The sequence below is a fragment of the Mesorhizobium sp. M0306 genome (assembly GCF_040321655.1).
In the GTDB taxonomy this organism is placed as follows: Bacteria; Pseudomonadota; Alphaproteobacteria; order Rhizobiales; family Rhizobiaceae; genus Mesorhizobium.
The window spans coordinates 1-27000 of record NZ_JAMYRY010000018.1 but is presented as its reverse complement, the minus strand read 5'-3'; the positions used below and the strand labels follow the sequence as shown (position 1 = coordinate 27000).

Annotated in this window: 27 protein-coding genes; 22 read left to right on the top strand and 5 right to left on the bottom strand. The window is 63.5% G+C overall.

All coding sequences use genetic code 11. The annotated features are described in order from the left end of the window. The first annotated feature begins 110 nt into the window (after window positions 1-110). From NKI95_RS22075 to lpdA, 6 genes are all read left to right on the top strand, one after another. Window positions 111-3098 (top strand): 2-oxoglutarate dehydrogenase E1 component, encoded by a 2988-nt coding sequence (locus tag NKI95_RS22075; protein WP_352719355.1) that lies wholly within the window; start codon window positions 111-113, stop codon window positions 3096-3098. A gap of 30 nt (window positions 3099-3128) precedes the next feature. After that, window positions 3129-4430 carry a 2-oxoglutarate dehydrogenase complex dihydrolipoyllysine-residue succinyltransferase gene (odhB, locus tag NKI95_RS22070; RefSeq protein WP_352719354.1) on the top strand — a complete coding sequence of 434 codons (1302 nt, stop codon included), beginning with the start codon at window positions 3129-3131 and terminating at the stop codon, window positions 4428-4430. A gap of 68 nt (window positions 4431-4498) precedes the next feature. Then, window positions 4499-5203, top strand: a complete 705-nt coding sequence (locus NKI95_RS22065; protein WP_502908309.1) for a DUF4241 domain-containing protein — start codon at window positions 4499-4501, stop codon at window positions 5201-5203. A 9-nt stretch (window positions 5204-5212) separates the two neighbouring features. Further along, a complete protein-coding gene (locus NKI95_RS22060; RefSeq protein ID WP_352719352.1) occupies window positions 5213-5719 on the top strand; it encodes a hypothetical protein in 507 nt (168 codons plus the stop codon). Continuing rightward, complete coding sequence (locus tag NKI95_RS22055; RefSeq protein WP_352719351.1) at window positions 5716-6471, top strand: SDR family oxidoreductase; 756 nt, start codon at window positions 5716-5718, stop codon at window positions 6469-6471. The genes NKI95_RS22060 and NKI95_RS22055 overlap by 4 nt, the downstream gene beginning before the upstream one ends. 18 nt (window positions 6472-6489) lie before the next feature. Continuing rightward, on the top strand, window positions 6490-7896 hold the full coding sequence (lpdA, locus tag NKI95_RS22050) for a dihydrolipoyl dehydrogenase (RefSeq protein ID WP_352719350.1): 1407 nt from the start codon (window positions 6490-6492) through the stop codon (window positions 7894-7896). Between the two features lie 830 nt (window positions 7897-8726). Here lpdA and NKI95_RS22045 read toward each other — a convergent pair. Continuing rightward, window positions 8727-9794 (bottom strand): TraB/GumN family protein, encoded by a 1068-nt coding sequence (locus tag NKI95_RS22045; protein WP_352719349.1) that lies wholly within the window; start codon window positions 9792-9794, stop codon window positions 8727-8729. A gap of 85 nt (window positions 9795-9879) precedes the next feature. Continuing rightward, window positions 9880-10818: a tyrosine recombinase XerC gene (locus NKI95_RS22040; protein ID WP_352719348.1), complete on the bottom strand. Its 939-nt coding sequence runs from the start codon at window positions 10816-10818 to the stop codon at window positions 9880-9882. Window positions 10819-10934: 116 nt separating this feature from the next. Between NKI95_RS22040 and rimM the strand changes: the two genes are divergently transcribed. The 3 genes from rimM to NKI95_RS22025 are packed head-to-tail and all read left to right on the top strand — an operon-like array spanning window position 10935 to window position 12659. Then, window positions 10935-11534 (top strand): ribosome maturation factor RimM, encoded by a 600-nt coding sequence (gene rimM, locus NKI95_RS22035; RefSeq protein ID WP_352719347.1) that lies wholly within the window; start codon window positions 10935-10937, stop codon window positions 11532-11534. Next, the gene (gene trmD, locus NKI95_RS22030) at window positions 11531-12226 is read left to right on the top strand and encodes a tRNA (guanosine(37)-N1)-methyltransferase TrmD (protein WP_352719346.1); all 696 of its coding nucleotides are present in this window, start codon (window positions 11531-11533) and stop codon (window positions 12224-12226) included. Before rimM ends, trmD begins: the two co-directional genes overlap by 4 nt. Continuing rightward, a complete protein-coding gene (locus tag NKI95_RS22025) occupies window positions 12219-12659 on the top strand; it encodes a DUF4279 domain-containing protein (protein ID WP_352719345.1) in 441 nt (146 codons plus the stop codon). Before trmD ends, NKI95_RS22025 begins: the two co-directional genes overlap by 8 nt. 5 nt (window positions 12660-12664) lie before the next feature. Here the strand turns inward: NKI95_RS22025 and NKI95_RS22020 are convergent, their stop codons facing one another. After that, the gene (locus tag NKI95_RS22020) at window positions 12665-13417 is read right to left on the bottom strand and encodes a sulfite exporter TauE/SafE family protein (protein ID WP_352493212.1); all 753 of its coding nucleotides are present in this window, start codon (window positions 13415-13417) and stop codon (window positions 12665-12667) included. 368 nt (window positions 13418-13785) lie between these two features. Here NKI95_RS22020 and rplS point away from each other — a divergent pair, with 368 nt between their 5' ends. The 5 genes from rplS to leuC all read left to right on the top strand — a co-directional run bounded on the left by rplS (window position 13786) and on the right by leuC (window position 18818). Continuing rightward, entirely contained in the window at window positions 13786-14325 is a 540-nt protein-coding gene (gene rplS / locus NKI95_RS22015) for a 50S ribosomal protein L19 (RefSeq protein WP_352719344.1), read from the top strand. A 265-nt stretch (window positions 14326-14590) separates the two neighbouring features. Continuing rightward, a complete protein-coding gene (locus tag NKI95_RS22010; RefSeq protein WP_352719343.1) occupies window positions 14591-15388 on the top strand; it encodes a transporter substrate-binding domain-containing protein in 798 nt (265 codons plus the stop codon). A 266-nt stretch (window positions 15389-15654) separates the two neighbouring features. Next, window positions 15655-16470: an amino acid ABC transporter permease gene (locus NKI95_RS22005; protein WP_352719342.1), complete on the top strand. Its 816-nt coding sequence runs from the start codon at window positions 15655-15657 to the stop codon at window positions 16468-16470. A gap of 52 nt (window positions 16471-16522) precedes the next feature. Beyond that, window positions 16523-17158, top strand: coding sequence for a class I SAM-dependent DNA methyltransferase (locus NKI95_RS22000; protein WP_352719341.1), 636 nt, complete (start codon window positions 16523-16525; stop codon window positions 17156-17158). A gap of 250 nt (window positions 17159-17408) precedes the next feature. Next, window positions 17409-18818, top strand: a complete 1410-nt coding sequence (gene leuC / locus NKI95_RS21995; RefSeq protein ID WP_352468076.1) for a 3-isopropylmalate dehydratase large subunit — start codon at window positions 17409-17411, stop codon at window positions 18816-18818. Between the two features lie 59 nt (window positions 18819-18877). Here leuC and NKI95_RS21990 read toward each other — a convergent pair whose 3' ends face one another. Then, a complete protein-coding gene (locus NKI95_RS21990; protein ID WP_352468075.1) occupies window positions 18878-19189 on the bottom strand; it encodes a hypothetical protein in 312 nt (103 codons plus the stop codon). 161 nt (window positions 19190-19350) lie between these two features. On the opposite strand from NKI95_RS21990, the gene NKI95_RS21985 reads away from it, so the two are divergent. Both NKI95_RS21985 and NKI95_RS21980 read left to right on the top strand, forming a co-directional pair. After that, on the top strand, window positions 19351-20547 hold the full coding sequence (locus NKI95_RS21985) for a GGDEF domain-containing protein (RefSeq protein WP_352719340.1): 1197 nt from the start codon (window positions 19351-19353) through the stop codon (window positions 20545-20547). A gap of 77 nt (window positions 20548-20624) precedes the next feature. Continuing rightward, window positions 20625-21845: a GGDEF domain-containing protein gene (locus NKI95_RS21980; protein ID WP_352719339.1), complete on the top strand. Its 1221-nt coding sequence runs from the start codon at window positions 20625-20627 to the stop codon at window positions 21843-21845. On the opposite strand, the gene NKI95_RS21975 is transcribed toward NKI95_RS21980, so the two are convergent. Next, on the bottom strand, window positions 21829-22188 hold the full coding sequence (locus NKI95_RS21975) for a hypothetical protein (RefSeq protein WP_352719338.1): 360 nt from the start codon (window positions 22186-22188) through the stop codon (window positions 21829-21831). The two genes, NKI95_RS21980 and NKI95_RS21975, sit on opposite strands and share 17 nt — an antisense overlap. A gap of 231 nt (window positions 22189-22419) precedes the next feature. On the opposite strand from NKI95_RS21975, the gene NKI95_RS21970 reads away from it, so the two are divergent. The 6 genes from NKI95_RS21970 (at window position 22420) to NKI95_RS21945 (ending at window position 26941) form a co-directional block, all read left to right on the top strand. Then, complete coding sequence (locus NKI95_RS21970; RefSeq protein ID WP_352719337.1) at window positions 22420-22821, top strand: hypothetical protein; 402 nt, start codon at window positions 22420-22422, stop codon at window positions 22819-22821. A gap of 242 nt (window positions 22822-23063) precedes the next feature. Beyond that, window positions 23064-23483 (top strand): succinate dehydrogenase, cytochrome b556 subunit, encoded by a 420-nt coding sequence (gene sdhC, locus NKI95_RS21965; protein ID WP_292663224.1) that lies wholly within the window; start codon window positions 23064-23066, stop codon window positions 23481-23483. A 1-nt stretch (window position 23484) separates the two neighbouring features. After that, window positions 23485-23880, top strand: coding sequence for a succinate dehydrogenase, hydrophobic membrane anchor protein (sdhD, locus tag NKI95_RS21960; RefSeq protein ID WP_292663226.1), 396 nt, complete (start codon window positions 23485-23487; stop codon window positions 23878-23880). Window positions 23881-23883: 3 nt separating this feature from the next. Further along, a complete protein-coding gene (sdhA, locus tag NKI95_RS21955; RefSeq protein ID WP_352719336.1) occupies window positions 23884-25722 on the top strand; it encodes a succinate dehydrogenase flavoprotein subunit in 1839 nt (612 codons plus the stop codon). A 2-nt stretch (window positions 25723-25724) separates the two neighbouring features. Next, entirely contained in the window at window positions 25725-26162 is a 438-nt protein-coding gene (locus tag NKI95_RS21950) for a DUF3052 family protein (protein WP_352719335.1), read from the top strand. After that, entirely contained in the window at window positions 26162-26941 is a 780-nt protein-coding gene (locus NKI95_RS21945) for a succinate dehydrogenase iron-sulfur subunit (protein ID WP_292663232.1), read from the top strand. Before NKI95_RS21950 ends, NKI95_RS21945 begins: the two co-directional genes overlap by 1 nt. Window positions 26942-27000 lie beyond the last annotated feature (59 nt).

Genomic DNA, 27000 nt, shown 5'->3' with positions numbered 1-27000 from the left:
GGGAGTAGGGGAGTAGGGAACAAGACGAGGGCATTTGCCCTATTCCCTTACTCCCCTATTCCCTTACTCCCCTCCAACAAAGGAGACGAAGCAAAGGCTTCGACAGTGACATGGCAAGACAAGATCAGGCCAACGACCAGTTTTCGCTTACCTCTTTCCTCTATGGCGGCAATGCCGATTATATCGACGCGCTCTATGCCGCCTATGAGGACGATCCCGCGTCGGTCGATCCCGAATGGCAGGACTTCTTCGCGGCACTGAAGGACGACGCCGGCGACGTGCGCAAGAATGCCAAGGGCGCGTCATGGGCCAAGCCCTCCTGGCCGATGCAGGCCAATGGCGAGCTTGTCTCGGCGCTGGACGGCAATTGGGGCCTGGTCGAAAAGCACATCGAAAAGAAGGTCAAGGACAGGGCGGTCGGCAACGGCGCAGCGCTTTCTGACGCCGACGTACATCAGGCGACGCGCGATTCCGTCCGCGCCATCATGATGATCCGCGCCTTCCGCATGCGCGGCCACCTGCACGCCAATCTCGATCCGCTCGGCATTGCCAAGCCGCTCGAGGATTATAACGAGCTGTCGCCGGAGAATTACGGATTCACCGAAGCCGATTACGACCGGCCGATCTTCCTCGACAATGTGCTCGGGCTGGAATTCGGCACCATCCGGCAGATGCTCGACATCCTGACCCGGACCTATTGCTCGACGCTCGGCGTCGAATTCATGCATATTTCCGATCCCGAGGAGAAGGCCTGGATCCAGGCGCGCATCGAGGGCACCGACAAGGAGATCTCCTTCACCGCAGCCGGCAAGAAGGCGATCCTGCAGAAGCTGGTCGAGGCGGAAGGCTTCGAGCAGTTCATCGATGTCAAGTACAAGGGCACCAAGCGATTCGGCCTCGATGGCGGCGAGTCGCTGATCCCGGCGCTGGAGCAGATCATCAAGCGGGGCGGCCAGCTCGGGATGAAGGAGATCGTGCTCGGCATGGCGCATCGCGGCCGGCTGAACGTGCTGTCGCAGGTGATGGCCAAGCCGCACCGTGCCATTTTCCATGAGTTCAAGGGCGGCTCGGCCGCGCCCGACGAGGTCGAAGGCTCGGGCGACGTGAAGTACCATCTCGGTGCCTCGTCGGATCGCGAGTTCGACGGCAACAAGGTGCATCTGTCGCTGACCGCCAATCCTTCGCATCTGGAAATCGTCGACCCGGTGGTGATGGGCAAGGCGCGCGCCAAGCAGGACTATCTGTTCGGCCGCAGCCGCGAGGAGATCGTGCCGCTGGAAGAGCGCGCCAAGGTGCTGCCGCTGCTGCTGCATGGCGACGCCGCCTTTGCCGGCCAGGGCGTGATTGCCGAAATCCTCGGCCTGTCGGGCCTGCGCGGCCACCGCGTTGCCGGCACGCTGCATTTCATCATCAACAACCAGATCGGCTTCACCACCAACCCGCGCTTCTCGCGCTCGTCGCCCTATCCGTCCGATGTGGCCAAGATGATCGAGGCGCCGATCTTCCACGTCAATGGCGACGATCCGGAAGCCGTGGTCCATGCGACCAAGGTGGCGATCGAATTCCGCATGAAGTTCCACAAGCCTGTCGTGGTGGACATGTTCTGCTACCGCCGCTTCGGCCACAATGAGGGCGACGAGCCGGCCTTCACCCAGCCGATCATGTATCGCAAGATCCGCAACCAGAAGACGACGGTGCAGATCTATGCCGACCGGCTGATTTCCGAAGGCCACATCACCCAGGTCGAGTTCGAAAAGATGAAGGCCGATTGGCGGGCGCATCTCGAGCAGGAATTCGAGGTCGGCCAGCATTACAAGCCAAACAAGGCCGACTGGCTGGACGGCGCCTGGTCCGGCCTGCGCTCGGCCGACAACCAGGACGAGCAGCGGCGCGGCAAGACCGCCGTTTCGGTCAAGACGCTGAAAGAGATCGGCAAGAAACTGACCGAGGTGCCGAAGGATTTCGAGGCGCACAGGACGATCATCCGCTTCCTCGACAACCGCCGCCAGGCGATCGAGTCCGGCGAAGGCATCGACTGGTCGACGGCCGAGGCGCTGGCCTTTGGCGCTATTCTGCTCGACGGCAATCCGATCCGGCTGTCCGGACAGGATTCGGAGCGCGGCACCTTCTCGCAGCGCCATTCCGTGCTCTACGACCAGCGCGACGAGACACGCTATATCCCGCTCAACAATCTGTCGGCGGCGCAGGCCGGTTTCGAGGTCATCAACTCGATGCTGTCGGAAGAGGCCGTGCTCGGCTTCGAATATGGCTACTCGCTGGCCGAGCCGAAGGCGCTGACGCTGTGGGAAGCGCAGTTCGGCGACTTCGCCAACGGCGCCCAGGTGGTGTTCGACCAGTTCATCTCGTCGGGCGAGCGCAAATGGCTCAGAATGTCGGGCCTCGTCTGCCTGCTGCCGCACGGCTATGAAGGCCAGGGGCCTGAGCATTCGTCGGCCCGGCTCGAGCGCTTCCTGCAGCTTTGCGCCGAAGACAACATGCAGGTCGCCAACGTTACGACGCCGGCCAACTACTTCCATATCTTGCGCCGGCAATTGAAGCGGGACTTCCGCAAGCCGCTGATCCTGATGACGCCAAAGTCGCTGCTGCGCCACAAGCGGGCCGTGTCGACGCTGCCGGAGATGTCGGGCGAAAGCGCCTTTCACCGGCTGTTGTGGGACGACGCCCAGCTGCTGTCGGGCCAGGCCATCAAGCTCACCAAGGATTCGAAGATCCGCCGTGTCGTGCTCTGTTCGGGCAAGGTCTATTACGACCTCTACGAGGAGCGCGAGAAGCGCGGCATCAACGACATCTATTTGCTGCGCGTCGAGCAGCTCTATCCGTTCCCGGCCAAGGCGCTGATCACCGAACTGTCGCGCTTCCGCAATGCCGAGATGGTCTGGTGCCAGGAGGAGCCCAAGAACATGGGCGCCTGGTCGTTCATCGATCCGTATCTCGAATGGGTGCTGGCGCATATCGACGCCAAGCATCAGCGGGTGCGCTATACCGGCCGGCCGGCTGCCGCTTCGCCGGCGACCGGATTGATGTCGAAGCATCTCGCCCAGCTTGCCGCCTTGCTCGACGACGCGCTTGGTGAATAGAACAGAACCGAAAAGAAACGGACAGGCACAATGGCAACCGAAATCCGCGTCCCGACACTTGGTGAATCCGTCACCGAGGCGACCATCGGCAAATGGTTCAAGAAGGTCGGCGACGCGATCGCCGCCGATGAGCCGCTGGTCGAACTCGAAACCGACAAGGTGACGGTGGAAGTGCCGGCCGCCGCCGCGGGCACGCTCGCCGAGATCGCCGTCAAGGAAGGCGAGACGGTCGGCGTCGGCGCGCTGCTCGGCACGATTTCGGCAGGCGCCGGCGCGGCAGCCAATGCCGCCGCCGCTCCGGCAACGAAGCAGGAGGCGGTGTCGCAGGCCTCGGCTCCGACTGCGGCCTCGAGCGTCAAGCAGGCCGCGGCTGAGACGGCCAAGATCGCCGGCGACGCCGGCGCAATCGAGACGCGCACAATGCCGCCGGCACCGTCGGCAGCAAAGCTGCTGGCCGAGCACAATCTCGCAGTCGACCAGGTGTCGGGCTCGGGCAAGCGCGGCCAGGTGCTGAAAGGCGACGTGCTCGACCTGATCGCCAGGGGCGCGCCGTCGCAGCCGGCAGAAATGCCGAAGGCAGCGCCTGTTCCGGCACCTGCCGCAGCGCGTGCGCCGTCCTCGGCCGACGATGCGTCGCGCGAGGAGCGCGTGCGCATGACCAAGCTGCGCCAGACCATCGCGCGCCGCCTCAAGGAAGCGCAATCGACCGCCGCCATGCTGACCACCTTCAACGAGGTCGACATGAGCGCGGTGATGGCGCTGAGGAGCAAATACAAGGACGTGTTCGAGAAGAAGCACGGCGTGAAGCTAGGCTTCATGGGCTTCTTCACCAAGGCGGTCACCCATGCGCTGAAGGAGATACCGTCGGTCAATGCCGAGATCGACGGCACCGACATCATCTTCAAGAACTACGCTCATATCGGCGTTGCCGTCGGTACAGAGAAAGGCCTCGTCGTGCCGGTCGTGCGCAATGCCGACCAGATGTCCATCGCCGAAATCGAGAAGGACATCGGCAGGCTGGGGCTTGCGGCGCGCGACGGCAAGCTGTCGGTTGCGGATATGCAAGGCGGCACGTTCACGATTTCCAACGGTGGCGTTTACGGGTCGCTGATGTCGACGCCGATCCTCAATGCGCCGCAGTCGGGCATTTTGGGCATGCACAAGATCCAGGAGCGGCCGATGGTGGTCGGCGGCCAGATCGTCATCCGGCCGATGATGTATCTGGCGCTGTCCTACGACCACCGCATCGTCGACGGCAAGGAAGCGGTGACCTTCCTGGTGCGGGTCAAGGAAAGCCTGGAGGATCCTGAGCGGCTGGTGCTGGATTTGTGACGGCCGAGCGCGCCGTGAGCGGCTGGCTGGAGCATTTAGGATTCAAGCTGGGTCGGGCAGCGGGTCGCATGCTACGAATTTCTCGGCCTACTGCCTCGACCGCTATCTCTTCGCCGGCGACATCGACTGAATGGGATCCGACGCAGGCGAGCAGCAATCTCGGCCTTTTCGCCCTGAGCGAGGCGCAAATGGCCGAGCGGAAGATCACCGTCACCTCGATCGGTGACCTCGAACTGCCGACGGGCGAGATCATCGCCTGCGATCCGCTGACCACCGGAACCGACTGGCCGGCTTTGAGCCGCAACGTCAGACCCGGGCACTACCCCGTTTCGCTGTTCGAGGCGCGAGGCCGTGTGGCCGTCGCTGTGCTGCGTTTCAGGCCCGGCATGCCGGTTCGTTGGGAACTCGCCACTTTGCCCGACCAGGATGTCGCGACATTGAAGGATGACGAGATATTCGGTTATCCCGTCGACGCCGGCCTTGGCTCTTTCATGGACAAGACAGCCATGGCGCTGTTGGACGAGCGGCAGGACAAGCTGGAATACGGCGACTACTACGGTGAGGTGCTGGTCGCCGAGTTCGCTTCCAATCAGGACAGGTTCGCGTTGCATCGCCCGGTTGCCGGCAACCCGCTCAATATTGCGATTTTCTGGAGCGGCTGGGGCGACGGGCTTTATCCATCGTTCTGGGGACTAGACGCGGCGGGCGAACCGCTGCTCTTGATGACCGATTTCGGCGTTCTGGAAAACGCCGATGGCCGCGAGAGCGAGTAAGCCGCCCCGATGCAAAGCATCTCGCCCATCATAGGATCTTTAGCTGGGCTATTGGCCGTTTTGTTTGCGAGTTCTACCTCTCACGCCGCCTGTCCGCTCGAGCTCGCCGTCTATGGCGATCCTGAGAACGCCGCCGAGATCGATTTCAGGCCGACCGGCGAGTCTGCTGCCGTCACCAACACCTTCAAGATGGTGCTCGACAACGGCGTCGTGCTCGACGGCATCGTCATGTGGACGGAGGGCGTGGCGCGGCCGCATGGCTCGCTGATGTATAAATGCCCGGCCGGCGACGTCACCGGCGACGAGCTCGCCGCTTGCACCGTGTGGGAGGGCGTCATCTACAGCGCCGACGACCAGGGCAATATCGCGTTGCTGCCGGGCGAAGGAAAGGATGCGCCGAAGAAGCTGATCCTTCCCGACTTGGGAGCGTCGTTGCAGATGTCGGCGGCCTATGGCGCCAACGGCTTTTCCAAGGTGCCCTGGGACGTCTTTGCCCTGAAGGGATGTCAGGAATGAGCGCAAGCGGAAAAATCCTGCTGGTGACCGGCGGCAGCCGCGGCATCGGCGCCGCTACATGCAGGCTTGCCGCCAAGGGCGGCTACCGCATTGCGGTCAATTACGCGTCGAATGCAAAAGCAGCCGAAACGGTGGTCGCCGACATCGAGGCCGCTGGCGGAGAAGCCTTCGCAGTCAAGGCCGATGTCGGCAGCGAGACGGACGTGTTGGCCATGTTCGAGGCTGTCGATGCCCGTTTCGGTCGGCTCGAAGCGCTCGTCAACAATGCCGGCGTGGTCGACCAGAGCGCGCGTGTCGACGAGCTGAGCGCTGCAAGGCTGGAGCGCATGATGCGCATCAATGTGATCGCGCCGATGCTTTGCGCCCGCGAGGCGGTGAAGCGCATGTCGACCAGGCATGGCGGCAAGGGTGGCGCGATCGTCAATGTTTCTTCGATCGCGGCAAGGCTTGGTGGGCCGGGTCAATATGTCGATTACGCCGCCTCCAAGGGCGCGGTCGATTCCTTCACCATCGGGCTTGCCCGCGAAGTGGCCGGCGAAGGCATTCGTGTCAACGCCGTCAGCCCAGGCATCATCGACACAGAAATTCATGCCTCCGGCGGGCAGCCGGATCGCGCCGAGAGAATGCGCAAGGTGGTGCCCATGCAGCGCGTCGGCACCGCCGAGGAAGTCGCAGCCGCAATTCTCTGGCTGCTGTCGGACGAGGCGTCCTACACAACAGGCGCCAATCTGGAAATCGGCGGCGGCCGCTAAAGCAAAAGGGACAGTATCATGGCCTATGATGTCGTTATCATCGGATCGGGACCAGGCGGCTATGTCTGCGCCATCAAGGCGGCGCAGCTCGGTCTGAAGACGGCGGTGGTCGAAAAGAACCCGACCTTCGGCGGTACCTGCCTCAACATCGGCTGTATCCCGTCAAAGGCGCTGCTGCATGCGTCCGAGATGTTTGCCGAGGCCGGCCATTCCTTCGAGGCGCTCGGCGTCGAGATCGGCGCGCCCAAGCTCAACCTTGGGAAGATGATGGCGCACAAGGATGCGACAGTGACGGCCAACGTCAATGGCGTGGCCTTCCTGTTCAAGAAGAACAAGACCGACAGTTTTCGTGGCACCGGCAAGGTGGTTGCGGCCGGCAAGGTGTCGGTGACCTCCGATGACGGCAAGGTCGAGGAGATCGAGACCAAGAACATCGTCATCGCCACCGGCTCCGACGTCGCCGGCATTCCCGGCGTCAAGGTCGATTTCGACGAGAAGGTGATCATCTCGTCGACCGGCGCGCTGTCGCTGGACAAGGTGCCGGGCCATCTGGTGGTGGTCGGCGGCGGTGTCATCGGTCTGGAGCTCGGCTCGGTATGGGCGCGGCTCGGCGCCAAGGTCACCGTGGTCGAGTTCCTCGACACCATCCTGGGCGGCATGGACGGCGAGATCGCCAAGCAATTCCAGCGCCTGCTGTCGAAGCAGGGCTTTGAGTTCAGGCTGGGCGCCAAGGTGACCGGCGTCGCCAAGGCCAAGAAGGGGGCGACGGTCACCTTCGAACCGGTCAAAGGCGGTGCGGCCGAGACGATCGAGGCGGACGCGGTGCTGATTGCGACGGGACGACGGGCCTATTCGGACGCTCTCGGGCTGAAGGATGCCGGCGTCGACGTCGATGAGCGCGGCCGGGTCAAGACCGACGGTCATCTCAGAACCAATGTGCCCGGCATCTACGCCATCGGCGATGTCATCGCCGGGCCGATGCTTGCCCACAAGGCCGAAGACGAGGGCGTGGCGGTGGCCGAAACCATCGCCGGCCAGGTCGGTCATGTGAACTATGAGGTGATTCCGAGCGTTGTCTACACCACGCCGGAAATCGCCTCGGTCGGCAAGACCGAAGAAGAATTGAAGAAGGCCGGCATCGACTACAAGGCCGGAAAATTTCCGTTCAGCGCCAATGGCCGCGCGCGCGCCATGCTGCACACCGACGGCTTTGTGAAAATCCTGGCCGACAAGGCCAGCGACCGTGTGCTCGGCGTCCACATCGTCGGCTTCGGCGCCGGCGAGATGATCCACGAGGCGGCCGTGCTGATGGAATTTGGCGGCTCGTCGGAAGACCTAGCCCGCACCTGTCACGCCCATCCGACAATGTCGGAGGCGGTAAAGGAGGCGGCATTGGCGACGTTCTTCAAGCCGATCCATATCTGAGCAAACGCGGTGAATCGCAAACCTTAGAGATTGGCTGAAACATCCGCGATTCGTCATCCCAGGGCGGAGCAGGAGCGAAGCGACGTCGCGGAGACCCTGGGATGGCGAAGCCATCGACGGCTGCTCCCAAAAACAAAACGGCCCGCCTTTCAGCGGGCCGTTTATATATTAAGTCGGCAGTCTGATCACTGAGGGGCCGGTGCTGGTGCCGGGGCCGGGGCCGGGGCTGGCGCAGGGGCCGGAGCGGGTGCAGGTTCTGCCGGAGCGGGTGCAGGTTCTGCCGGAGCGGGAGCCGGAGCGGGTGTTGCCGGAGCTGGCGCAGGAGCCGGTTCGGCTGGCTTCATCGGCTCGGCAGGTGCTGGGGCCGGAGCCGGTGTGCTGGCCGCGGGCGGTTCGGCAGGCGCAGGTGCCTCGCTACGTCTTCCAAAAACATAATAGGCGACAATTGCCAGGATAACGACGACCAGGGCAATCAGCCAGCCACTGCCGCCGCCGCGTGGCCGTGCGGTGCCCGGCGAGGTGAATGGGTCGTTCGGATTGGGTGTGTTCGCCATAAAAGTGTCCTCCGTGGATGAAAAACATCAAGTAATAGCCATCAACGTACAATCGTTGAATCGGTTTCACATTAGGCGTTGAAAACGCCGAAAACAGGGCAATTCTGATCCGGAATCGCTTGCAGGCATGCATTTCCACCGCAAAATGGGTTCGATCGAGCCAAACCGAACCTTTTTCAGTTTCTTGGCACGAAGCGCGGCTGGTCCGCCGTCGCGCCACGAGTAAGGACTGACCCCGCCTTGGCAATGATTCGGTGTGCAACTCCGCAGTGTTGTTCAGTTGACGGCGGTCACAGTATAGCCGGCCTTGCGGAAACCCTCGACCAAGCCTTGCGCTCCGGGAAGGTGCATGGCGCCGACCGCCATGAAGACGTTGCCGTGGGCGAGGATCGGCGCGGCACGATCGACCATCACCTTGTTGCGGCTGGTGATCATGGTCTGCTCGAATTCGGCGTAACCCGATTGGTCGTCGACCTGTTCGGGAATGACGGTCCGAAACAGCGGTACGTACATGCCAGTGTCGCCACGCCGGTAAAGCACGATCATGGTTTCGTTGACGTCGTTCACCTTGTCGCCAAGCTTCAGCGCATCGACCAGCCCCTTCAGGTGAAAGGCGATCGGCAGCGAAGCCATGGCGCGCAGCTGGTCGGCGATTGTCTCCAGCCCCTCGACTGATTTGCCCGCAGCCTCGGCGTCCTTGGCAAGCTTGACGTCGAGCACCGGCGCACCGCCAGCCTGGCGGGCGACTTCGCATGCAGGCAGCGCCACCATCGCCGACAGCAACCAGGGCTTCATCTTGGCGACGGTCGCTGGCGGGATGCCACGCGCATCGAGCGCCCTGTTGACCACCGCCGCATCGTCCGGCGACAGCAGCGACGAAAGCGTCGTCTTGTCGGTGAACATCATCAGATCCGGCTCTTTCAGCAGTACTGCCATCATCTTCTGCTTGTCGAGCACTTCGGTGGTCTCGATGATGACAGTGCCAGCCGCATCGAATGCCTTCTGCGCGGCGGGTGGCAGCGTGGTGACGCGCGGGTCGGTAACGTGCATGGTGCCGAACAGGAAGGACGGTTTTTCGCCCGATTTTTCGAGCTTCCACAGCAGGCCCTTGCCGTTCGGCGTCGCTGCCGCGTCTGCCTCGATCTTGCGGTAGGCAGCCGGGTCGTCCTTTTGCAGCGCGCTCAGCATGTCGGTACCGGCGCAGGCCGAAGTCTCGGCGCGTGCCTTGCCCGCGGCGAGCAGCGCGATGATGAGGAAGGAGAGGAAAAACAGGGCGTTGAGCGCGACAAGCAGCTTCAGCGACATATGGGTCGCGCGGTCGGCGATGGCGATGAGGCGTTTCATGCTGCGGTTCTAGGCGCAAAAAGCGGCAAAACGGTTAATCGGCGCATCAAAATTGTTGCGAGATGGCCACCGATTCAAGCATCCATCACGCGCGAGGATGAGCTGCTTCGTAAATCTCGAGCAGCCTCGCGGTGTCGACGCCGGTGTATATCTGGGTTGTCGACAGGCTGGCGTGGCCGAGCAACTCCTGGATGGTGCGTAGGTCCCCGCCGCGCCCAAGCAGATGCGTGGCAAAGGAATGGCGCAGTGCATGCGGCGTCGCCGTGTCGGGCAGGTTGAGCGCCGAGCGCAGCTTGGCCATGTCGCGCTGGACGATCGCCGGGTTGAGCGGGCCGCCGCGGGCACCGCGAAACAGCAAGCCCTTGGGATCGAGATGGTAGGGACACAAGCGGCGGTATTCGGCAATCGCGCGCAGCGCCACCGGCAGCACCGGCACCAGCCGCGTCTTGCCGCCCTTGCCGGTGACGCGCAGCACGGTCTCACCAGGCGAGGACAGATCGGCGCCCGACAGCCCGAGTGCCTCGGAAATGCGCAGACCCGACCCATAGAGCAGGGTCAGCACGGCGGCGTTGCGGGCGGCGATCCACGGCTCCTCCGCCAGCTGGCCTTCTACCGAGACAACGTGTTTTGCATCGCTTGCGGTCAGCGGCTTGGGCAGCGATTTCGGCTGTCGCGGCGCGCGCAAGGCTGCCGCACCCGCCGCATTGGCGAGGCCGCGCCGTTCCAGGAAACGCAGCAGCGAGCGGATGCCAGCCAGCCCGCGTCCGAGCGTGCGGGCGCCGGCGCCCTCGGCACGGCGGGCAGCGAGAAAGCCGCGCAAATCAGCGGGGCGCAGATCGGCGATGTCGGAAATGCCGGGCGAGCCGCTGCGATGGCCGGTCAGAAAATGCAGGAACTGGCGTGTGTCGCGCTCATAGGCCTCGACGGTTTCGGGCGACAGCCGGCGTTCGCGCGCCAGCATCTTCAGCCAGGCCTCGCGCGCCGCCTGCAGGTCGGGTTTTGCCGGTATGAGGAATTCCTGCATTTGCGCTCTTCCAATTCCCCGCCATCTTCCGGCACGCGGGTTAGGAAGCGGTGAAGAGCGGCATCATTGAAATGACGACGGGCTGGGGTTAGAGCAAGGCAAAGGATTTTCCGCAGATGAGCAAGCCGCAAAACCCCGTCCAGATGGCCGTGATCGGTGCCGCGCATGGCATCAAGGGCGAATTGCGCGTCAAGAGCTTTACCGGCGACCCGCTGGCGCTGGCCGATTACGGTCCGCTCTACGCCGGGGATGGCCGCGCCTTCCAGATCGTCGATATCAGGCCCGCCAACACCGTGGTGGTGGTGCGGTTCAAAGGCGTCAACGACCGCAATGCCGCCGAGGCGCTCGCCGGCACCGAATTGTTCGTCGATCGTTCGGTGTTGCCCGATGAGGGCGAAGAGGACGAATTCTACCATGCCGACCTCGTCGGGCTGGAGGTCAAGGACGATACCGGTGCGGTCATCGGCAAGGTCGTCGCCGTGCATAATTTCGGCGGCGGCGACATTCTCGACGTGACGCTTGCCGGGCGCAAAGGCGTGCTCATCCCGTTCACGCAGGCCGCCGTTCCGGAAGTGTCGATCGCCGGCGGCTTTGTCCGCGTTGATCCAGCCGCCGCAGGGTTGGTCGAGGACGAGGACGGCGAGCCTGCCGGTGACGACGGTTTCGACCCGAAGGGCAGGCCGCGCGGGCCGAGGGACGCCGGAGGCAACCGGTGAGTTTTTCGGCTTCGGTGCTGACGCTCTATCCCGAGATGTTTCCCGGCGCGCTCGGCCTGTCGCTGGCCGGACGCGCGCTCGAGACCGGCATTTGGTCGCTCGAAACAATCCAGATCCGCGACTTTGCCAGCGATCGTCACCGTACCATCGATGACACACCGGCCGGCGGCGGCGCCGGCATGGTGATGCGGGCAGACGTGCTGGCCAGCGCCATCGACCGTGCCTCGCCGACAGGCGATCCACGTCCGCGCCTGCTGATGAGCCCGCGCGGCAAGCCGCTGACGCAGCGCCGTGTGCGCGAGCTCGCCGCCGGGCCGGGTGCGGTGATCGTCTGCGGCCGCTTCGAAGGCGTCGACCAGCGGGTCATCGAGGCGCGCGGCCTCGAGGAAGTTTCGATCGGCGACTTCATCCTGTCCGGCGGCGAGCCGGCGGCACTCGTGCTGCTCGATGCCGTGGTGCGCCTGCTGCCCGGCGTCATGGGCAATGCGGTATCGGGCGAGGAAGAGAGCTTTGAAAACGGCCTGCTCGAGCATCCGCATTATACGCGGCCGCAGGAGTTCGAGGGCCGGCCGATTCCCGAAGTGCTGATTTCGGGCAATCACAAGAAGATCGCGGCGTGGCGGCGCGGGGAGTCCGAGAAGCTGACGAAGGAGCGGAGGCCGGATTTGTTGGAAAGTGGCAACAATGGCTGAGATCGCCCAAAGCTCGGCAGGTCTGAGGCTCTTTGGCGACGACCTAGATCCCGTTGAGCTCTCCAGATTGCTAGGCGGAAAACCAACCTATGCAATCAAGAAAGGGGATCTTCATACCTATCCCCCAAATCGACCACCTCGGATTGCGCGGACCGGTTCCTGGAGGCTGTCGTCGGAATACGACAAAGGCGATCAACTCGATCGTCAGATCGTCGATATCCTAAAAGCGCTCACGTTGGACCTTGCGGTCTGGGCCGATCTCGCCCGGCGGTTCAAGGTCGACATGTTCTGCGGCGTTTGGCTTGACGAGGAGAATCAAGGCCTGGGATTGGCTCCGGGTACACTGCAAATGCTGGGCGATCGTGGCATAGAGCTCAATCTGGACATCTACTACGAACCACCCGAGGCCGATGATGGTCCGGAGTCGGAGTGACCTTCTTAGCCCTTGTCGAAATAGTAAAAAGCCAGGAACAGGCCGACGGCGATGACGAAGCCGCGCACCGCGTTCTGCGGCACGCGCCTGGCGATCCAGACGCCGGCATAGCCGCCGAGCGCGCCACCCGGGATCATGATGATCGCCTGCAGCCAGGCGATGACGCCGCCCGAGACGAAGACCAGGATGGCGACCGCAGCGATGACCACGGCCAGCATGTTCTTCAGTGCGTTCAGCCGATGATAGTCGCCGGACTGGGTGAGACCGAGCGTCGCCAGCATCATGACGCCCATGCCGGCGCCGAAGAAGCCGCCATAGACGGCGGTGGCGAACTGCGCCAGCGACCCGACCAGCGAACCCACCGCGGCCTCATGCTCCGGCTTGGGCGCCGGCTTCAGCCATGGCCCGGCAGCGAACAACGCGGTTGCCGCCAGCAGCAGCCAGGGCACCAAGGCGCGGAACGCCGGGTTGTCGAGCCCTAGGAGGATGAGCGCGCCAGACAGCGCACCAAGAGCCGAAATGAGGCTGAGCAGCAGTGCGCCGCGCCAGAAATGCTTGATGTCGTGCCAATAGGCGAGCGTCGAGGTGATGTAGCCAGGAAATTGCGTCACCGATGATGTCGCATTGGCGACGATCGGCGGCAGGCCGGCCAGGGTCATGGCGCCAAAGGTAATGAACGTGCCGCCGCCGGCAACGGCGTTGACCGCGCCTGATAGAAAGCCGGCGAGAAAGAGCAGGACCGCGTCCAAGATTGGCATGAGGGGTGTCGTCGCTGGAGGAAAATGCTTATCTTCCGGCTTAGAAAGCTTGACGCGTGGGCGCAACCCCCTGGACCACAAGCGATCATGGGATTGCCACAGCGGGCGCCAGCCAAAAAGAAGCAGCGCCAAAAAAGAAACAGCGAAGGCGTGACAAAGCGCCGAAATAGCTGTATGTGCGCGCCGAACCGGAAGAAAATTTGCCAAGAGCGATCTTCTGGCCCGTCAACAATGACGGTGTAGTCGCCCCTGCCCGATGTTCTCGAACAGACGTTCTCGAACGAAGGGCATAGCCGAGCGGTCGATGCGACTGCAAGGCGAGTGTCGGACGCTCTGACTGTCGGAAGAACAAGAAGTGGATCTATGAGATGGACATCCTCCGTCAGCTCGAGGCCGAGCAGGCCGCCAAGATCGAAGCCAAGCGCAAGCTTCCCGAATTCCAGCCCGGCGACACCGTGCGCGTCCAGGTCCGCGTGACCGAAGGCACCCGCACCCGCGTCCAGGCCTACGAGGGCGTCGTCATCGCCCGCGCCGGCGCCGGTTTCCAGGAGAGCTTCACCGTCCGCAAGATCTCCTACGGCGAAGGCGTGGAGCGTGTGTTCCCGGTCTATTCGCCAATGGTCGAGGGCGTCGAGATCGTGCGCCGCGGCAAGGTGCGTCGCGCCAAGCTGTACTATTTGCGTGACCGTCGCGGCAAGTCGGCCCGCATTTCGGAAAACACCGGCGTGCGTGCCCGCAAGCTGAACGACGAAGAGCGCGATGCGCTGAACGCCGAGAAGGCGCGCATCGAGGCCGAGAAAGTGGCCGCCGCCCAGGCGCTGGCCGCCGAGAAGGCCGCGCAGGACGCCGCCGAGAAGAAAGCCGCCGACGAGGCAGCCAAGGCCGCCGAAGCAACTGCCGCCGAATAAGGCGTCTTCAAAAGCCATGTTTTCGGAAAGGCGGCTTCGGCCGCCTTTTTGTTTCGTGAGGTGGATTCGATTTTGCCGGGCCGCGTTGGTCCGGTATCGAAACGGATCGTTCCGTAATGACACCGTTGAAAGCATTGGAATCCATTTTCGTGCCGGGCGGCGCATCGGAGCGGCTTGCAAGGCGCCGGCGGAAAGCTAAAGTCGGCGCCGGATTTCCTGCATGCCTCGGTCGATCGAGGCGGTTCAGTTCCTGGGGAGCATCGTCATGATCAATTGGAAACTGCTGCTGGCCGGCCTGCTGGCTTGCCTTCTCGTGCCCGTCGCGGCTCTGGCGCAGGCGCTGCCCGACCTCGGCGGCAAGAAAGTGGTGGTGGTGACCGAAAACGCCTATCCGCCGCTGCAGTTCATCGATGCCAAGACCGGCAAGCAGATCGGTTGGGAATATGACGCGATGAACGAGATCGCCAAGCGGCTGAACTTCAAGGTCGAGTACCAGAATACCTCCTGGGACGCGATGATCCAGGCGGTTTCCGACAATCAGTACAACATCGGTATGACCGGCATCACCATCAAAGACGACCGCAAGCAGAAGGTCGATTTCTCCGACCCCTATATGCGCTCGGAACAGTTCATGCTGGTGCGCGGCGACGAGAAGCGCTTCAGCGATGCCAAGACGTTTGCCGCCTTCAAGGACGGGCTGATCGGCGCGCAGGCCGGCACCACGCCGTTCTACACCGCCGTCTACAGCGTGCTCGACGGCAACGAGCAGAACCCGCGCATCAAGCTGTTCGAGACATTCGGCGCGACGGTGCAGGCGCTGAAGGCCGGCGACGTCGATGTCGTGCTCACCGACGGCACTGCCGGCAAGGGCTATGTCGATGCGTCCAATGGCGGGCTGAAGCTGATCGGCGGGCCGCTCGGCACCGAGGATTTCGGCTTCATCTTCCCCAAGGGCTCCGATCTGGTGAAGCCGGTCAACGCGGCAATCGCCGCGCTCAAGGCCGACGGCACGCTCGACGCGCTCAACAAGAAGTGGTTCCTCGACTACAAGATGGGGCAGTAGGCCCGCTTGTTGCGCGCATTTCATGACGATTGTGCGCGGGAACTCGCGCTGACTCTGCGCTCGTACACCCCCCTCTGTCCTGCCGGACATCTCCCCCTCAAGGGGGGAGATTGGATTTCGCATCGGCTTTCGCCAATTTTCAGTGTTGCAGAACGGGCGGCGAGGTCAAAGCTGCCGATCTCCCCCCTTGAGGGGGAGATGGCCGGCAGGCCAGAGGGGGGTGTGACAGAACGCTGCCTTCGTGACTCTATCACCGGTATTGCTTGATGCCGCCGGCGCCCCCAGCCACCGCCAAATCCGACTTCCCGTGGTGGCTTGCCGTGGCCGTGGCGATCGCCTTGGCTGCCGCCATCTTCATCGCTGCCAGCGACCTCTATGCCCAGGTCTTCGCAACCGTCGCCAAGGGCATCGGCGTCACCATCTTCGTCACTGTGGTCGCCTTCGCGCTGGCTTGCGCGATCGGCCTCGGCGTCGCGCTGATGGGCCTGTCGGACTCACGCTGGCTCAGCCAGATTGCCCGCTTCTATGTCGAGATCATCCGCGGCGTGCCGATGCTGGTGCTGTTGTTCTGGATCGCCTTTGCCGGCGCGCCGGCCTTCGTTGCGGCATGGAACGCGCTGACGGCGCCGCTGCAAAGCGCCGGCCTCTTCGGTGAGCTGCTGGTACGCGACGTGTCGTTGCTATGGCGCGCCATTATGGCGCTGACCATCGGCTATTCCGCCTTCATCTCGGAGGTGTTCCGCGCCGGTATCCAGGCGGTAGAGAAAGGCCAGATCGAGGCGGCGAAGGCGCTCGGGCTGACGCGCACGCAGCGCTTCCGGCTGGTCGTCTTTCCGCAGGCGATCCGCACCATCCTGCCGCCGCTCGGCAATGATTTCGTCGCCATGGTCAAGGATTCCTCGCTGGTCTCGGTGCTCGGCGTCGCCGACATCACCCAGATGGGCAAGATCTACGCCGCCGGCTCGTTCCGCTTCTTCGAAACCTATTCGATCGTCGCCTATATCTATCTCATCCTGACCGTCGGCCTGTCGCTGGCCCTGCGGGCGCTGGAGAAGCGGCTGCGCCACCAGAATGGGGAATAGAAGGCAGGCGAAATCGGCGCTACCATCGAGCGGACGCGACCGGGGAGGACCCATGATCATCGACAAGGCCAATGCGGCGCTGGAAGCGGTCTACACGGCCGACACGCCTGAGGCGCTCGCCAAGGCCTATGCGCAATGGGCCGCGACCTATGACGGCGAAACCGCGGCGCTCGGCTATCTCCTGCCGTTCCTGATCACCGCCTGGGTGGCGCGCCACGTGCCGCCAGGCGAAGGGCCGCTGCTCGACGCCGGCTGCGGCACCGGCCTGTCGGGGCCGTCGCTCAAGGCGCTCGGCTACCACGACATTGCCGGGCTCGACCTCTCGCAGGACATGCTGAAAATCGCCGGCAGCCGGCAGGCCTACAGCGAGTTGAAACAGGCGATGCTCGGCGGGCCATTGCCTTGGCCGGACGGGTATTTCCGCGCCTTTTTCTCGACCGGCGTGTTCACCATCGGCCACGCGCCGGCGTCGGGCCTGCATGAACTGGTACGCATCACCAGGACGGGCGGCCACGCCATCTTTACGGTCCGTGACCAGGTGTTTGAAAGCGGCAGGTTTAAGGCCGTGTTTAGCGAACTGGAGCAGGCGAAAAAATGGCGGCCGGTCGAGGAGAGCCCGTGGTTCCGCTGCTATGCGATCGCTGAGCCCGACGCGCTGGTGAAAACGTTTGTGTTCGAGGTGCTGTGAAGCGCCTGCGAAGGCAGACGCGATTGCTGAAAAGCCAAAACATTGATATGAGCCACCCCATGGAAGAGCTTTTTGGCGATCCGGCCTATAAGGGTTTCGTGCTGCAGGACAGAAAACGCCTGCCGTCGCGATTTTCCGCGCGCGTCTGCGGAGCGCTGACCAGCCGACTTAGCTAGGGCAGACTCGCCAGGCTGCTTCGCCGGGCCGACCGGCGTCCTTTTCCCTTTTTAAAATCGACGGATTTACGCACATGAGCGCACCGCGCACCCTCTACGACAAGATTTTCGACGACCATGTCGTCGACCGCCAGGACGACGGCACCTGCCTGCTCTACATCGACCGCCACCTCGTCCACGAAGTGACCAGCCCGCAGGCTTTCGAAGGCCTGCGCATGACCGGCCGCAAGGTTCGGCATCCGGAAAAGACGCTGGCAGTGGTCGACCATAATGTGTCGACCTCGCCGGAGCGCAAGTTCGGCATCAAGAACGAGGAAAGCCGCATCCAGGTCGAGGCGCTGGCCAAGAACGCCAAGGATTTTGGCGTCGAGTATTATTCCGAGAAGGACATCCGCCAAGGCATCGTCCACATCATCGGTCCCGAGCAGGGCTTTACGCTGCCCGGCATGACCATCGTCTGCGGCGACAGCCACACCTCGACGCATGGCGCGTTCGGGGCGCTGGCGCATGGCATCGGCACCTCGGAAGTCGAGCATGTGCTGGCGACGCAGACGCTGATCCAGCGCAAGGCCAAGAACATGCTGGTGCGCGTCGACGGCGCGCTGCCGGAAGGCGTCACCGCCAAGGACATCATCCTCGCCATCATCGGCGAGATCGGCACGGCCGGCGGCACCGGCTATGTCATCGAATATGCCGGCGAGGCAATCCGCGCGCTGTCGATGGAAGGCCGCATGACGATCTGCAACATGTCGATCGAAGCCGGCGCGCGCGCCGGCCTGATCGCGCCCGACGAGACCACCTTCGCCTATGTCAAGGACAAGCCGCGCGCCCCTAAGGGCGAAGCCTGGGACGCCGCGCTCGCCTATTGGAAGACGCTGCAGTCCGACGAAGGCGCGCATTTCGACAAGGTGGTCGTGCTCGACGCGGCAAAGCTGCCGCCGATCGTCTCCTGGGGCTCCTCGCCCGAGGACGTGGTCTCGGTGCAAGGCATCGTGCCGAACCCGGACGACATCACCGACGAGAACAAGCGCACGTCCAAGCAACGCGCACTCGACTATATGGGCCTGACGCCGGGCACCAAGATCACCGATATCGAACTTGACCGCGTCTTCATCGGTTCCTGCACCAATGGCCGCATCGAGGATCTGCGCGCCGCCGCCAAGGTGATCGAGGGCAAGAAGGTCAACCCACGGGTCAGTGCGATGATCGTGCCGGGCTCAGGTCTGGTCAAGGAACAGGCAGAGGCCGAAGGCCTCGACAAGATCTTTGTCGCCGCCGGCTTTGACTGGCGCGAGCCGGGCTGCTCGATGTGCCTTGCCATGAACGACGACCGGCTGAAGCCGCATGAGCGCTGCGCCTCGACCTCGAACCGCAATTTCGAAGGGCGCCAAGGCTTCAAGGGCCGCACGCATCTGGTGTCGCCGGCAATGGCGGCGGCGGCGGCGATCGCCGGCCATTTCGTCGACATCCGCGAGTGGAAATAGCGCAGGGCGCGCGCAGTCGGATATGAGGTGCCCGAGCCGCAATGCGGTTCGGGCATTCTTCAGCCGGGCCGTCTGACGAATTCGTGGAATCCCTCACGGCGGCCGGGTTGATCCTTTGCGACGACCAGCGCCAGTTGGCGCTCGTCGAAGAGTTTGAACCATTCGTCCCATTCGACCAGTTCGTAGCCGCCGGCATTGACCGGGCGTTCGGCCTCATCCTGGTCCTGGTAGGCATGCTGGCCGAAGACCAGCCTCAGCATGGGCTGCGTTCCGGCTTCGGGCGACACGTCGACGATCGCCGGAAAGCCGGCGCGCGCCGCGGCCCATGAGCGAATTGCATCGTGATCGGTCAGCATGATCGTGTCGGCCATCGGAGCGTCTCCTGGTTGCCGTCGTGAAACGCCGCTCGCCGTTCGCGGTTCCGCCCAGCGGCTTTGTCGACGCACCCGTCGTATATTCGCTTTCGCTTAACCGCTTGTTTGGGCTTACGCTCTAAGGTCCTCCAAGGGGAAGCGAGGGGAAATTACAGCGCTTGGACACCGGCCTGCTCATAGCGCTGCTCAATCCAGGCATCGCCCTCACACTCGGCGCGGCATTTCTCGTGCTGTGGTTCTATCAGCGCCACCGTTCCTATCTGGCTGTGCTGGCGGCGGGCTACTCGGCCTCGGCCGCAGGCTTCCTGCTCCAGTATTTCACGCTGCCGGTCGGCATGGCACCGACCAAGCTCATCTCGATCCTGTGCTTCACCTTCGCCACCTGCTGTCTCGCCGGCGCGGTCATTGCGCGCTATGGGCGGCGCGTGCCTTACCCGGCGGTCGGCATTCTGGCCTGCGGCGGCCTGGCCGCGTTCTCGTGGTTTCTTTTTGCCCGGCCGGATCTCACCTGGCGCATCCTTGCCATCAATTTCAGCTTCGGCGGCATCAGCCTGGTTGTCGCCGCCGAGTTGCGCGTGGTGCGCAACAACGGCCCGACAGAAATGATCCTGTTCGTGCTGTCGCTGCTTTCCGGCCTGAACTTCCTGGCGCGGACGCTTGCCGTCGTCATCGCGCATGGGCCGTTCACCAGCTATGAAGGGCTTTACACCTCGTCCTATTGGACGACGGCGCTGCTGTCGCATGCATTGCTGTCGCTGCTTATTGCACTTTGCCTGTTCGGCGCCGCCGCGCTCGATGTGATGAAGGCCCTGAAGACCGAAACCCTGACAGACCCGCTGTCGGGCCTGCTCAACCGCCGCGGTTTCGAGGAGCGCGCCACGGTGGTCCTGCAGCACTGTGCCACGGCGCGGTTGCCGGTTACGCTGGTGCTGGCCGATCTCGATCATTTCAAGGCACTCAACGATCAGCATGGTCACGCGGCCGGCGATCGTGTCATCGCTGACTTCGCCGCCAAGCTTCTATCGGCTGCAGGTACGGGTGGCGTTGCCGGCCGCATCGGCGGCGAGGAGTTTGCCGTGCTTTTGCCGCTCAGCGACCTTGGCGCGGCAAGACTGTTTGCCGAAACCATTCGTACGCTCTATTCGGCGGGCAGAATCGACGGGCTTCCGCCCGACACAAGAGTGACCGCGAGCTTCGGCGTGGCCGCCCGTACCGGCGACGAAGGGCTGGATCCGCTGATGCGCCGCGCCGACGAAGCGCTCTACAAAGCTAAAAGGAATGGCCGCGACAGCGTGTGCCTGTCCTATCAGCGGCCTGAAACGGTCGTCCTTCCCAATCGGACCAGTGCTGGCTGAGCGTCAGCGGCGGCGTCGAATTAACGTCTTTTTCGCGCCTCGGTGTTTTGCTGTTCGGCGGGGAGTGCCAAAACGCCATGGGCAGCGCTAATTTCATCCTGGTGATCAACCTGTTCGTTGCCGGGCTGCTGGCGGCGGCGTTCATGACGATCGCGGTCTATGACGCCGGACGTGTATCGGCGCGCTGGCTGGCGTTCGGCTATGTGCTCGGCATGGCCTATTTCGCGATCGAGTTCAGCATCCCTGCCTTCGACAATGCGCGACCCGTGGTTGTCGCCGCCTTTGCCGCTTTCCTTGGCGCTACCGTCGCCTTCAATGGCGGGCTTGCCCATAAATACCGCGTTTCGCCGCCTTGGCCGCCGATGCTGTTCTTCCTGGTCTTCGCCACCCTCGCGGTCTACTTCGTCCAGGACCTGCCACGCCAATCCTTTGTGCGAATGGCGGCCTACCAGCTTCCCTATGCGGCCATGCAATTCACCGGGCTGGCGATCGTCTTGTCGTCCAGGCAAAGACGCGAGCGGCTCGACCATATGCTGATGGCTGTCCTGGCGGCCAGTACCTTACAGTTCGCCAGCAAACCCTTCATCGCCCATGCGCTTGGTGGCTGGGGTGCAAACCCGCAATCTTATGCGCAGACCAGCTATGCGTTGGTGTCGCAGTCGGTCGGCACCATATTCGGCCTGGCGCTTGCGCTGGTGACGCTGGCTATCCTGGTCCGCGACGTGCTCGCCGAGGCGACGTCGAAATCGGAAACCGACACGCTTTCGCGGCTGCTCAACCGTGGTGGCTTCGAGCGCCATGCCGAGATCGCACTGCGCGACGCCATGCGGCGCGCCGTTCCAGCGGCACTGGTCATTGCCGATCTCGACCATTTCAAGCGCATCAACGATACTTACGGCCACGCGTCCGGCGATCGGGTCATCGAGACCTTTGCCGGTTTTCTCCGCGATGCCGCGGCCGACCATCATGTCGCCGGCCGCATCGGCGGCGAGGAATTCGCTATTTTCCTGCCGGGGACCAATCTAGCCGCCGCCCGGCTCTTTGCCGAGGGCACGCGTACCGCCTTCGGTGCCACGCCGATCGACTGCCTGCCGGCGGATCATCGCTGCAGCGCCAGCTTCGGCGTTGCCGAGCTTGGTCCGGGCGAAAGCTTTTCCAACCTTTTGCGGCGCGCCGACAAAGCGCTCTATCAGGCGAAGGGCAGCGGCCGCGACTGCGTGCGTGTCTCGGTGGGGCCAGCTGTTGCCCTGCCGGCGCCGTCGACAAAGGGGGGCATGGCCGTCAGCGGCAGGGGCTGAGCTCCGGCATCTCGCCGTCTGAGAGGCCGTACATATAGCTGCGGCCCTTCACGAAAACCGGCGGCCTGTAGCAGTCGCCGCTTCGGACATCGTCCGATTCGTTTTCATAGATCACATCGGGCTGGCCGGCGCTGGTGTAGTCGGACAATTCCTTGGCCAGCTTGCCCTCGCCGACGAGGATACGCTTGTAGCCGGCGGCGCTTTCGATGACCAGATTGCCGAAGGAATCGGCATAGACGCGGTCGTGGTGGCGCGTCCCGGCGAATGCCGGTGCGGCGATGCCGAGGGCGAGCGCCGCCAATAGGAACCAGGGAAGGCGCGATCCTGCTGAATTCGAATGCATGGCGTGCTGCTCCATTGCTGAGAGGCAAGCCTCCTCGAATCAGAAATTAACCTTTTATTAACCTTTGTTAAGAGGGCAACCGCAGCCGGGGCGAGGTCTCGGAAAACATGGTTAATTTCGAGCGCCCACCGGCCATCATTCGGCCATGCCTTGTTCCCACCATCGCCGGCATCGAGCGCGACTCAAAAAGCATGAAATCCGGCGGCTTGCCGGAGCATCGCGGCGGGCTCGATGCGCGGGAGAAAGCAGCATATGAGATTATGCCGCACGTTTCGGATGGCGCTGGCCATTCCGCCGCTGCTGGCTGCCGCCGCCTGCGCGCCGCAGACCAGCGCGCCCAAGCTCGGCAATACGCCCGCCGCTTCCGTGTCGCTTGCTCCCGTCGCTGGCGAACCGACGGCACGGCAGCCGCGCACTGCAACCTACAAATGCACCGACGGTAGCGTGATGACCATCGAGAACCTGGGCACGTCGGTGCGCGTGCTCGGCCCGGACGGCACCAGCTCCGAGTTGCCGGCGTCACCGGCCAATCAGACAAGCCGTTACGGCGAGGCGCATGACGCAATCGTGATCGATGGGCGTGAGGCGCTGGTGATGAAGGGCGGTGCCTCACCGCTGGCCTGTAAACGCTGATCCGCCCGGTGCGGCAGCCATATTTTGCAGTGCAGCGACATTGTGCCGGCTCAAGGCGACAGTCCTAATCGATTGAAGCTGAAAGCGTCGCTTTCATCAGACTAAATTACGTTTTCGAAACGGTTTTCCGGCTTTGACGCGGTGCAAAAAGAGCATTAGAAACCGGCTGTCCGAAGTCGCAACCGGAAGCGGCAATGCCGCATTTCCACCTGAGGCTCCAGAGACGCCGAACTGGGGGAGCCATGAGCAAATCACCAGCCACCCGCGAATTTGCCAGACGTGAACGGCCGCTTTCGCCGCACCTGACCGTCTATCGGCCGCCGATCACCATGACGATGTCGATCGTCCACCGCATCACCGGCGGGGCGCTCTATTTCGGCACGCTGCTGGTCGCGCTGTGGCTGATGGCGGCGGCGAGTTCGGAGGCGACCTTCAATGCCGTCAACTGGGCTTTCGGCTCGTGGCTGGGACGGCTGGTGCTGTTCGGCTACAGCTGGGCGCTGATGCACCACATGCTGGGCGGTGTCCGGCATCTTATCTGGGACACTGGGGCGGGGCTTGAAAAGCATACGGCCTCGAGGATCGCGTGGGCGACGCTGGCAGGCTCGGTCACGCTGACGCTGCTGATCTGGATCGCCGGCTACATGGCGCGGGGAGCCTGATATGAACGGCAAGAACACCGATATGCGCACGCCGCTGGCCAAGGTCCGCGGCCTCGGTTCCGCCCGCGAGGGCACCGGCCATTTCTGGCGCCAGCGGCTGACGGCGATTTCCAACATCCCGCTGGTCCTGTTCTTCGTCGGCTTCCTGATTGCACTTAACGGGGCCAGCTATCTCGAGGTGCGCGCCGCACTTGCCAATCCGTTCGTGGCACTGGTGCTGGCGCTGGTGCTGCTGTCGGTGCTCTACCACATGCGGCTCGGCATGCAGGCGATCATCGAAGACTATGTGCATGGCGAAGGCACCAGGCTGGCGCTGCTCGCCCTCAACACATTCTTTCCCGTAGTCGTCGGCGTCGCTTCGGTCTTCGCCCTGCTTAAACTGGCATTTGGAGGCTGAGTTTTGGCCAAGGACGCGAAGAACGCCAACACGGCTTCCGCCTATAGCTATGTCGATCACAAATTCGACGTCGTAGTCGTCGGCGCCGGCGGCGCCGGCCTGCGCGCCACGCTCGGCATGGCCGAACAGGGCCTGCGCACTGCCTGCATCACCAAAGTGTTCCCGACACGCTCGCATACGGTGGCGGCGCAGGGCGGCATTGCCGCCTCGCTCGCCAATATGGGGCCAGACAACTGGCAGTGGCATCTCTTCGACACGGTCAAGGGCTCGGATTGGCTGGGCGATACCGACGCGCAGGAATACATGGTGCGCGAGGCGCCGGCGGCGGTCTACGAGCTCGAGCATTACGGCGTTCCCTTCAGCCGCACCGAGGACGGGAAAATCTACCAGCGGCCGTTCGGCGGCATGATGATGAATTTCGGCGAGGGGCCGCCGGTGCAGCGCACCTGCGCTGCCGCCGACCGCACCGGCCACGCCATGCTGCATACGCTCTACGGCCAGTCGCTGAAGCACAATGCGCAGTTCTTCATCGAGTATTTTGCCCTCGACCTGATCATGGAGCGGGACGGCACCTGCACCGGCGTCGTCGCCTGGAACCTCGACGACGGCACCATCCATCGTTTTTCGGCCAAAATGGTGGTGCTGGCGACCGGTGGCTATGGCCGCGCCTATTTCTCGGCCACCTCGGCGCATACCTGCACCGGCGATGGCGGCGGCATGGCCGCACGCGCAGGCCTGCCGCTGCAGGATATGGAGTTCGTGCAGTTCCACCCGACCGGCATCTACGGCGCCGGCTGCCTGATCACCGAGGGTGCCCGCGGCGAGGGCGGCTATCTCGTCAATTCCGAGGGCGAGCGCTTCATGGAGCGCTACGCGCCGTCAGCCAAGGATCTGGCTTCCCGAGACGTGGTCTCGCGCTGTATGACGCTGGAGATCCGCGAGGGCCGCGGCGTCGGCCCGAAGAAGGATCACATCTTCCTGCATCTCGACCATCTCGACCCGGCCGTTCTGCACGAGAGGCTTCCCGGCATTTCGGAATCGGCAAAGATCTTTGCCGGCGTCGACCTGACCAAGGAACCGATCCCGGTGCTGCCGACGGTCCACTACAATATGGGCGGCGTGCCGACCAATTACTGGGGCGAGGTGCTCAACCCGACCGCCTTGAACCCGGACCAGGTGTCACCCGGGCTGATGGCGGTCGGCGAAGCCGGCTGCGCCTCGGTGCACGGCGCCAACCGCTTGGGTTCGAATTCGCTGATCGATTTGGTGGTGTTCGGCCGTGCGGCGGCGATCCGGGCCGGCCAGGTGATCGACCGTACATCGGCGATCCCTTCGCCCAACGAGGCCGCCGTCGAAAAGATCATGGACCGCTTCGACCGGCTGCGTCACGCCAACGGCTCGACGCCGACAGCTGTTTTGCGCGAAAAGATGCAGAAGGCGATGCAGGAGGACGCGGCGGTGTTCCGCACGCAGGAATCGCTGCAAAGCGGCTGCAAGCGCATTTCGCAGCTGTGGGGTGAACTCAAGGACATAAAAGTGTTCGATCGCTCGATGATCTGGAACTCCGATCTGGTCGAGACGCTGGAGCTGGAAAACCTGATGGCCAACGCCATCACCACCGTCTACGGCGCCGAGGCGCGCAAGGAAAGCCGCGGCGCGCACGCGCGGGAGGACTTTTCGGCCCGCGACGACGCCAACTGGCGCAAGCATACGCTGGCTCGGCTCAACGAGGCCGGCGAGGTGGCGCTCACCTACCGGCCGGTGCACACCGAGACGCTGCTCAAGGAGGCAGACGGCGGCATCAACCCGGCCAAGATCGCGCCAAAGGCCAGGGTGTATTGATCATGGCGCTGGCGGCAGCTGGATATTCCGGCACACCCCTTCCGGCCAAGCTCGGCCTGAAGGACGGGATGATTGCCGCCTTCGTCGCCTTGCCGCCCGAGTTGGACGACCTTGCCGAAGCCGTGGACTTTGCCGAGCTCGACCGGCTGGCTGACTGGTCGGCGATTTCGGGCGTTCATGAGAAATACGATGCCGTACATGCTTTCACCCGGCAGCGTGTCGAGATCGAGGACCGTCTTGGCGACGTCGAAGCGGCGATCAAGCGGGACGGCATGGTCTGGGTGTCATGGCCGAAAAAGGCATCGAAAGTGCCGACCGACGTCACCGAGGACGTTATCCGCACAGAGGCGCTGAAGCTCGACCTCGTCGACGTCAAGGTCGCCGCCGTGAACGAGATCTGGTCCGGGCTGAAGCTCGTCATCCGAAAGGACCTGAGGTAATGGTCGAACTCACGCTTCCGAAAAACTCGAAGATCATGGCCGGAAAAACCTGGCCGAAGCCGGAGGGCGCGACCAATCTGCGCGAATACCGCATCTACCGCTGGTCGCCGGACGACGACGAGAACCCGCGCATGGATACGTATTTCGTCGACATGGACGATTGCGGGCCGATGGTGCTCGACGCGCTGCTCTGGATCAAGAACAAGATCGACCCGACGCTGACGCTGCGCCGCTCCTGCCGCGAAGGCATTTGCGGCTCCTGCGCCATGAACATCGACGGGTCGAACACGCTGGCCTGCACCAAGGGCTGCGACGACATTTCCGGCGCGATCAAGGTTTATCCGCTGCCGCACATGGCCGTGGTCAAGGACCTGGTGCCCGACCTCACCAATTTCTACGCCCAGCACGCCTCGATCGAGCCTTGGCTGAAGACGGTATCGCCCGAGCCGGCCAAGGAATGGCTGCAGAGCCATGAGGACCGCGAAAAGCTCGACGGGCTCTACGAGTGCATATTGTGCGCCTGCTGCTCGACCTCCTGCCCGAGCTACTGGTGGAACGGCGAGCGCTATCTCGGTCCGGCAACGCTGCTGCAGGCCTATCGCTGGCTGATCGATTCCAGGGACGAGGCGACGGGCGAGCGGCTCGACAACCTCGAAGACCCGTTCCGGCTCTACCGCTGCCACACCATCATGAACTGCGCCCAGACCTGCCCCAAGGGGCTCAACCCGGCCAAGGCGATCGCCGAGATCAAGAAGATGATGGTGGAGCGACGGGTATAGGGTTGCGGCCGGGATTGTCTCATCCGCAGCGATCCTTCGCGCCCCCCTCTGTCCTGCCG

Bases quoted from the DNA above. Each gene is read 5' to 3' on its own strand.
- NKI95_RS22055 (WP_352719351.1), top strand. From the start codon at position 5,716: ATGAGCGCAAGCGGAAAAATCCTGCTGGTGACCGGCGGCAGCCGCGGC.
- sdhD (WP_292663226.1), top strand. From the start codon at position 23,485: ATGAACGGCAAGAACACCGATATGCGCACGCCGCTGGCCAAGGTCCGC.
- rplS (WP_352719344.1), top strand. From the start codon at position 13,786: ATGGACATCCTCCGTCAGCTCGAGGCCGAGCAGGCCGCCAAGATCGAA.
- NKI95_RS22010 (WP_352719343.1), top strand. From the start codon at position 14,591: ATGATCAATTGGAAACTGCTGCTGGCCGGCCTGCTGGCTTGCCTTCTC.
- NKI95_RS21990 (WP_352468075.1), bottom strand. From the start codon at position 19,189: ATGGCCGACACGATCATGCTGACCGATCACGATGCAATTCGCTCATGG.
- leuC (WP_352468076.1), top strand. From the start codon at position 17,409: ATGAGCGCACCGCGCACCCTCTACGACAAGATTTTCGACGACCATGTC.
- NKI95_RS22025 (WP_352719345.1), top strand. From the start codon at position 12,219: ATGGCTGAGATCGCCCAAAGCTCGGCAGGTCTGAGGCTCTTTGGCGAC.
- sdhC (WP_292663224.1), top strand. From the start codon at position 23,064: ATGAGCAAATCACCAGCCACCCGCGAATTTGCCAGACGTGAACGGCCG.
- NKI95_RS22075 (WP_352719355.1), top strand. From the start codon at position 111: ATGGCAAGACAAGATCAGGCCAACGACCAGTTTTCGCTTACCTCTTTC.
- odhB (WP_352719354.1), top strand. From the start codon at position 3,129: ATGGCAACCGAAATCCGCGTCCCGACACTTGGTGAATCCGTCACCGAG.
- NKI95_RS22060 (WP_352719352.1), top strand. From the start codon at position 5,213: ATGCAAAGCATCTCGCCCATCATAGGATCTTTAGCTGGGCTATTGGCC.
- lpdA (WP_352719350.1), top strand. From the start codon at position 6,490: ATGGCCTATGATGTCGTTATCATCGGATCGGGACCAGGCGGCTATGTC.
- NKI95_RS21950 (WP_352719335.1), top strand. From the start codon at position 25,725: ATGGCGCTGGCGGCAGCTGGATATTCCGGCACACCCCTTCCGGCCAAG.
- NKI95_RS21970 (WP_352719337.1), top strand. From the start codon at position 22,420: ATGCGCGGGAGAAAGCAGCATATGAGATTATGCCGCACGTTTCGGATG.
- NKI95_RS21945 (WP_292663232.1), top strand. From the start codon at position 26,162: ATGGTCGAACTCACGCTTCCGAAAAACTCGAAGATCATGGCCGGAAAA.
- NKI95_RS22000 (WP_352719341.1), top strand. From the start codon at position 16,523: ATGATCATCGACAAGGCCAATGCGGCGCTGGAAGCGGTCTACACGGCC.
- NKI95_RS22045 (WP_352719349.1), bottom strand. From the start codon at position 9,794: ATGAAACGCCTCATCGCCATCGCCGACCGCGCGACCCATATGTCGCTG.
- rimM (WP_352719347.1), top strand. From the start codon at position 10,935: ATGAGCAAGCCGCAAAACCCCGTCCAGATGGCCGTGATCGGTGCCGCG.
- NKI95_RS22065 (WP_502908309.1), top strand. From the start codon at position 4,499: ATGCTACGAATTTCTCGGCCTACTGCCTCGACCGCTATCTCTTCGCCG.
- NKI95_RS22040 (WP_352719348.1), bottom strand. From the start codon at position 10,818: ATGCAGGAATTCCTCATACCGGCAAAACCCGACCTGCAGGCGGCGCGC.
- NKI95_RS21980 (WP_352719339.1), top strand. From the start codon at position 20,625: ATGGGCAGCGCTAATTTCATCCTGGTGATCAACCTGTTCGTTGCCGGG.
- NKI95_RS22005 (WP_352719342.1), top strand. From the start codon at position 15,655: ATGCCGCCGGCGCCCCCAGCCACCGCCAAATCCGACTTCCCGTGGTGG.
- NKI95_RS21975 (WP_352719338.1), bottom strand. From the start codon at position 22,188: ATGCATTCGAATTCAGCAGGATCGCGCCTTCCCTGGTTCCTATTGGCG.
- NKI95_RS22020 (WP_352493212.1), bottom strand. From the start codon at position 13,417: ATGCCAATCTTGGACGCGGTCCTGCTCTTTCTCGCCGGCTTTCTATCA.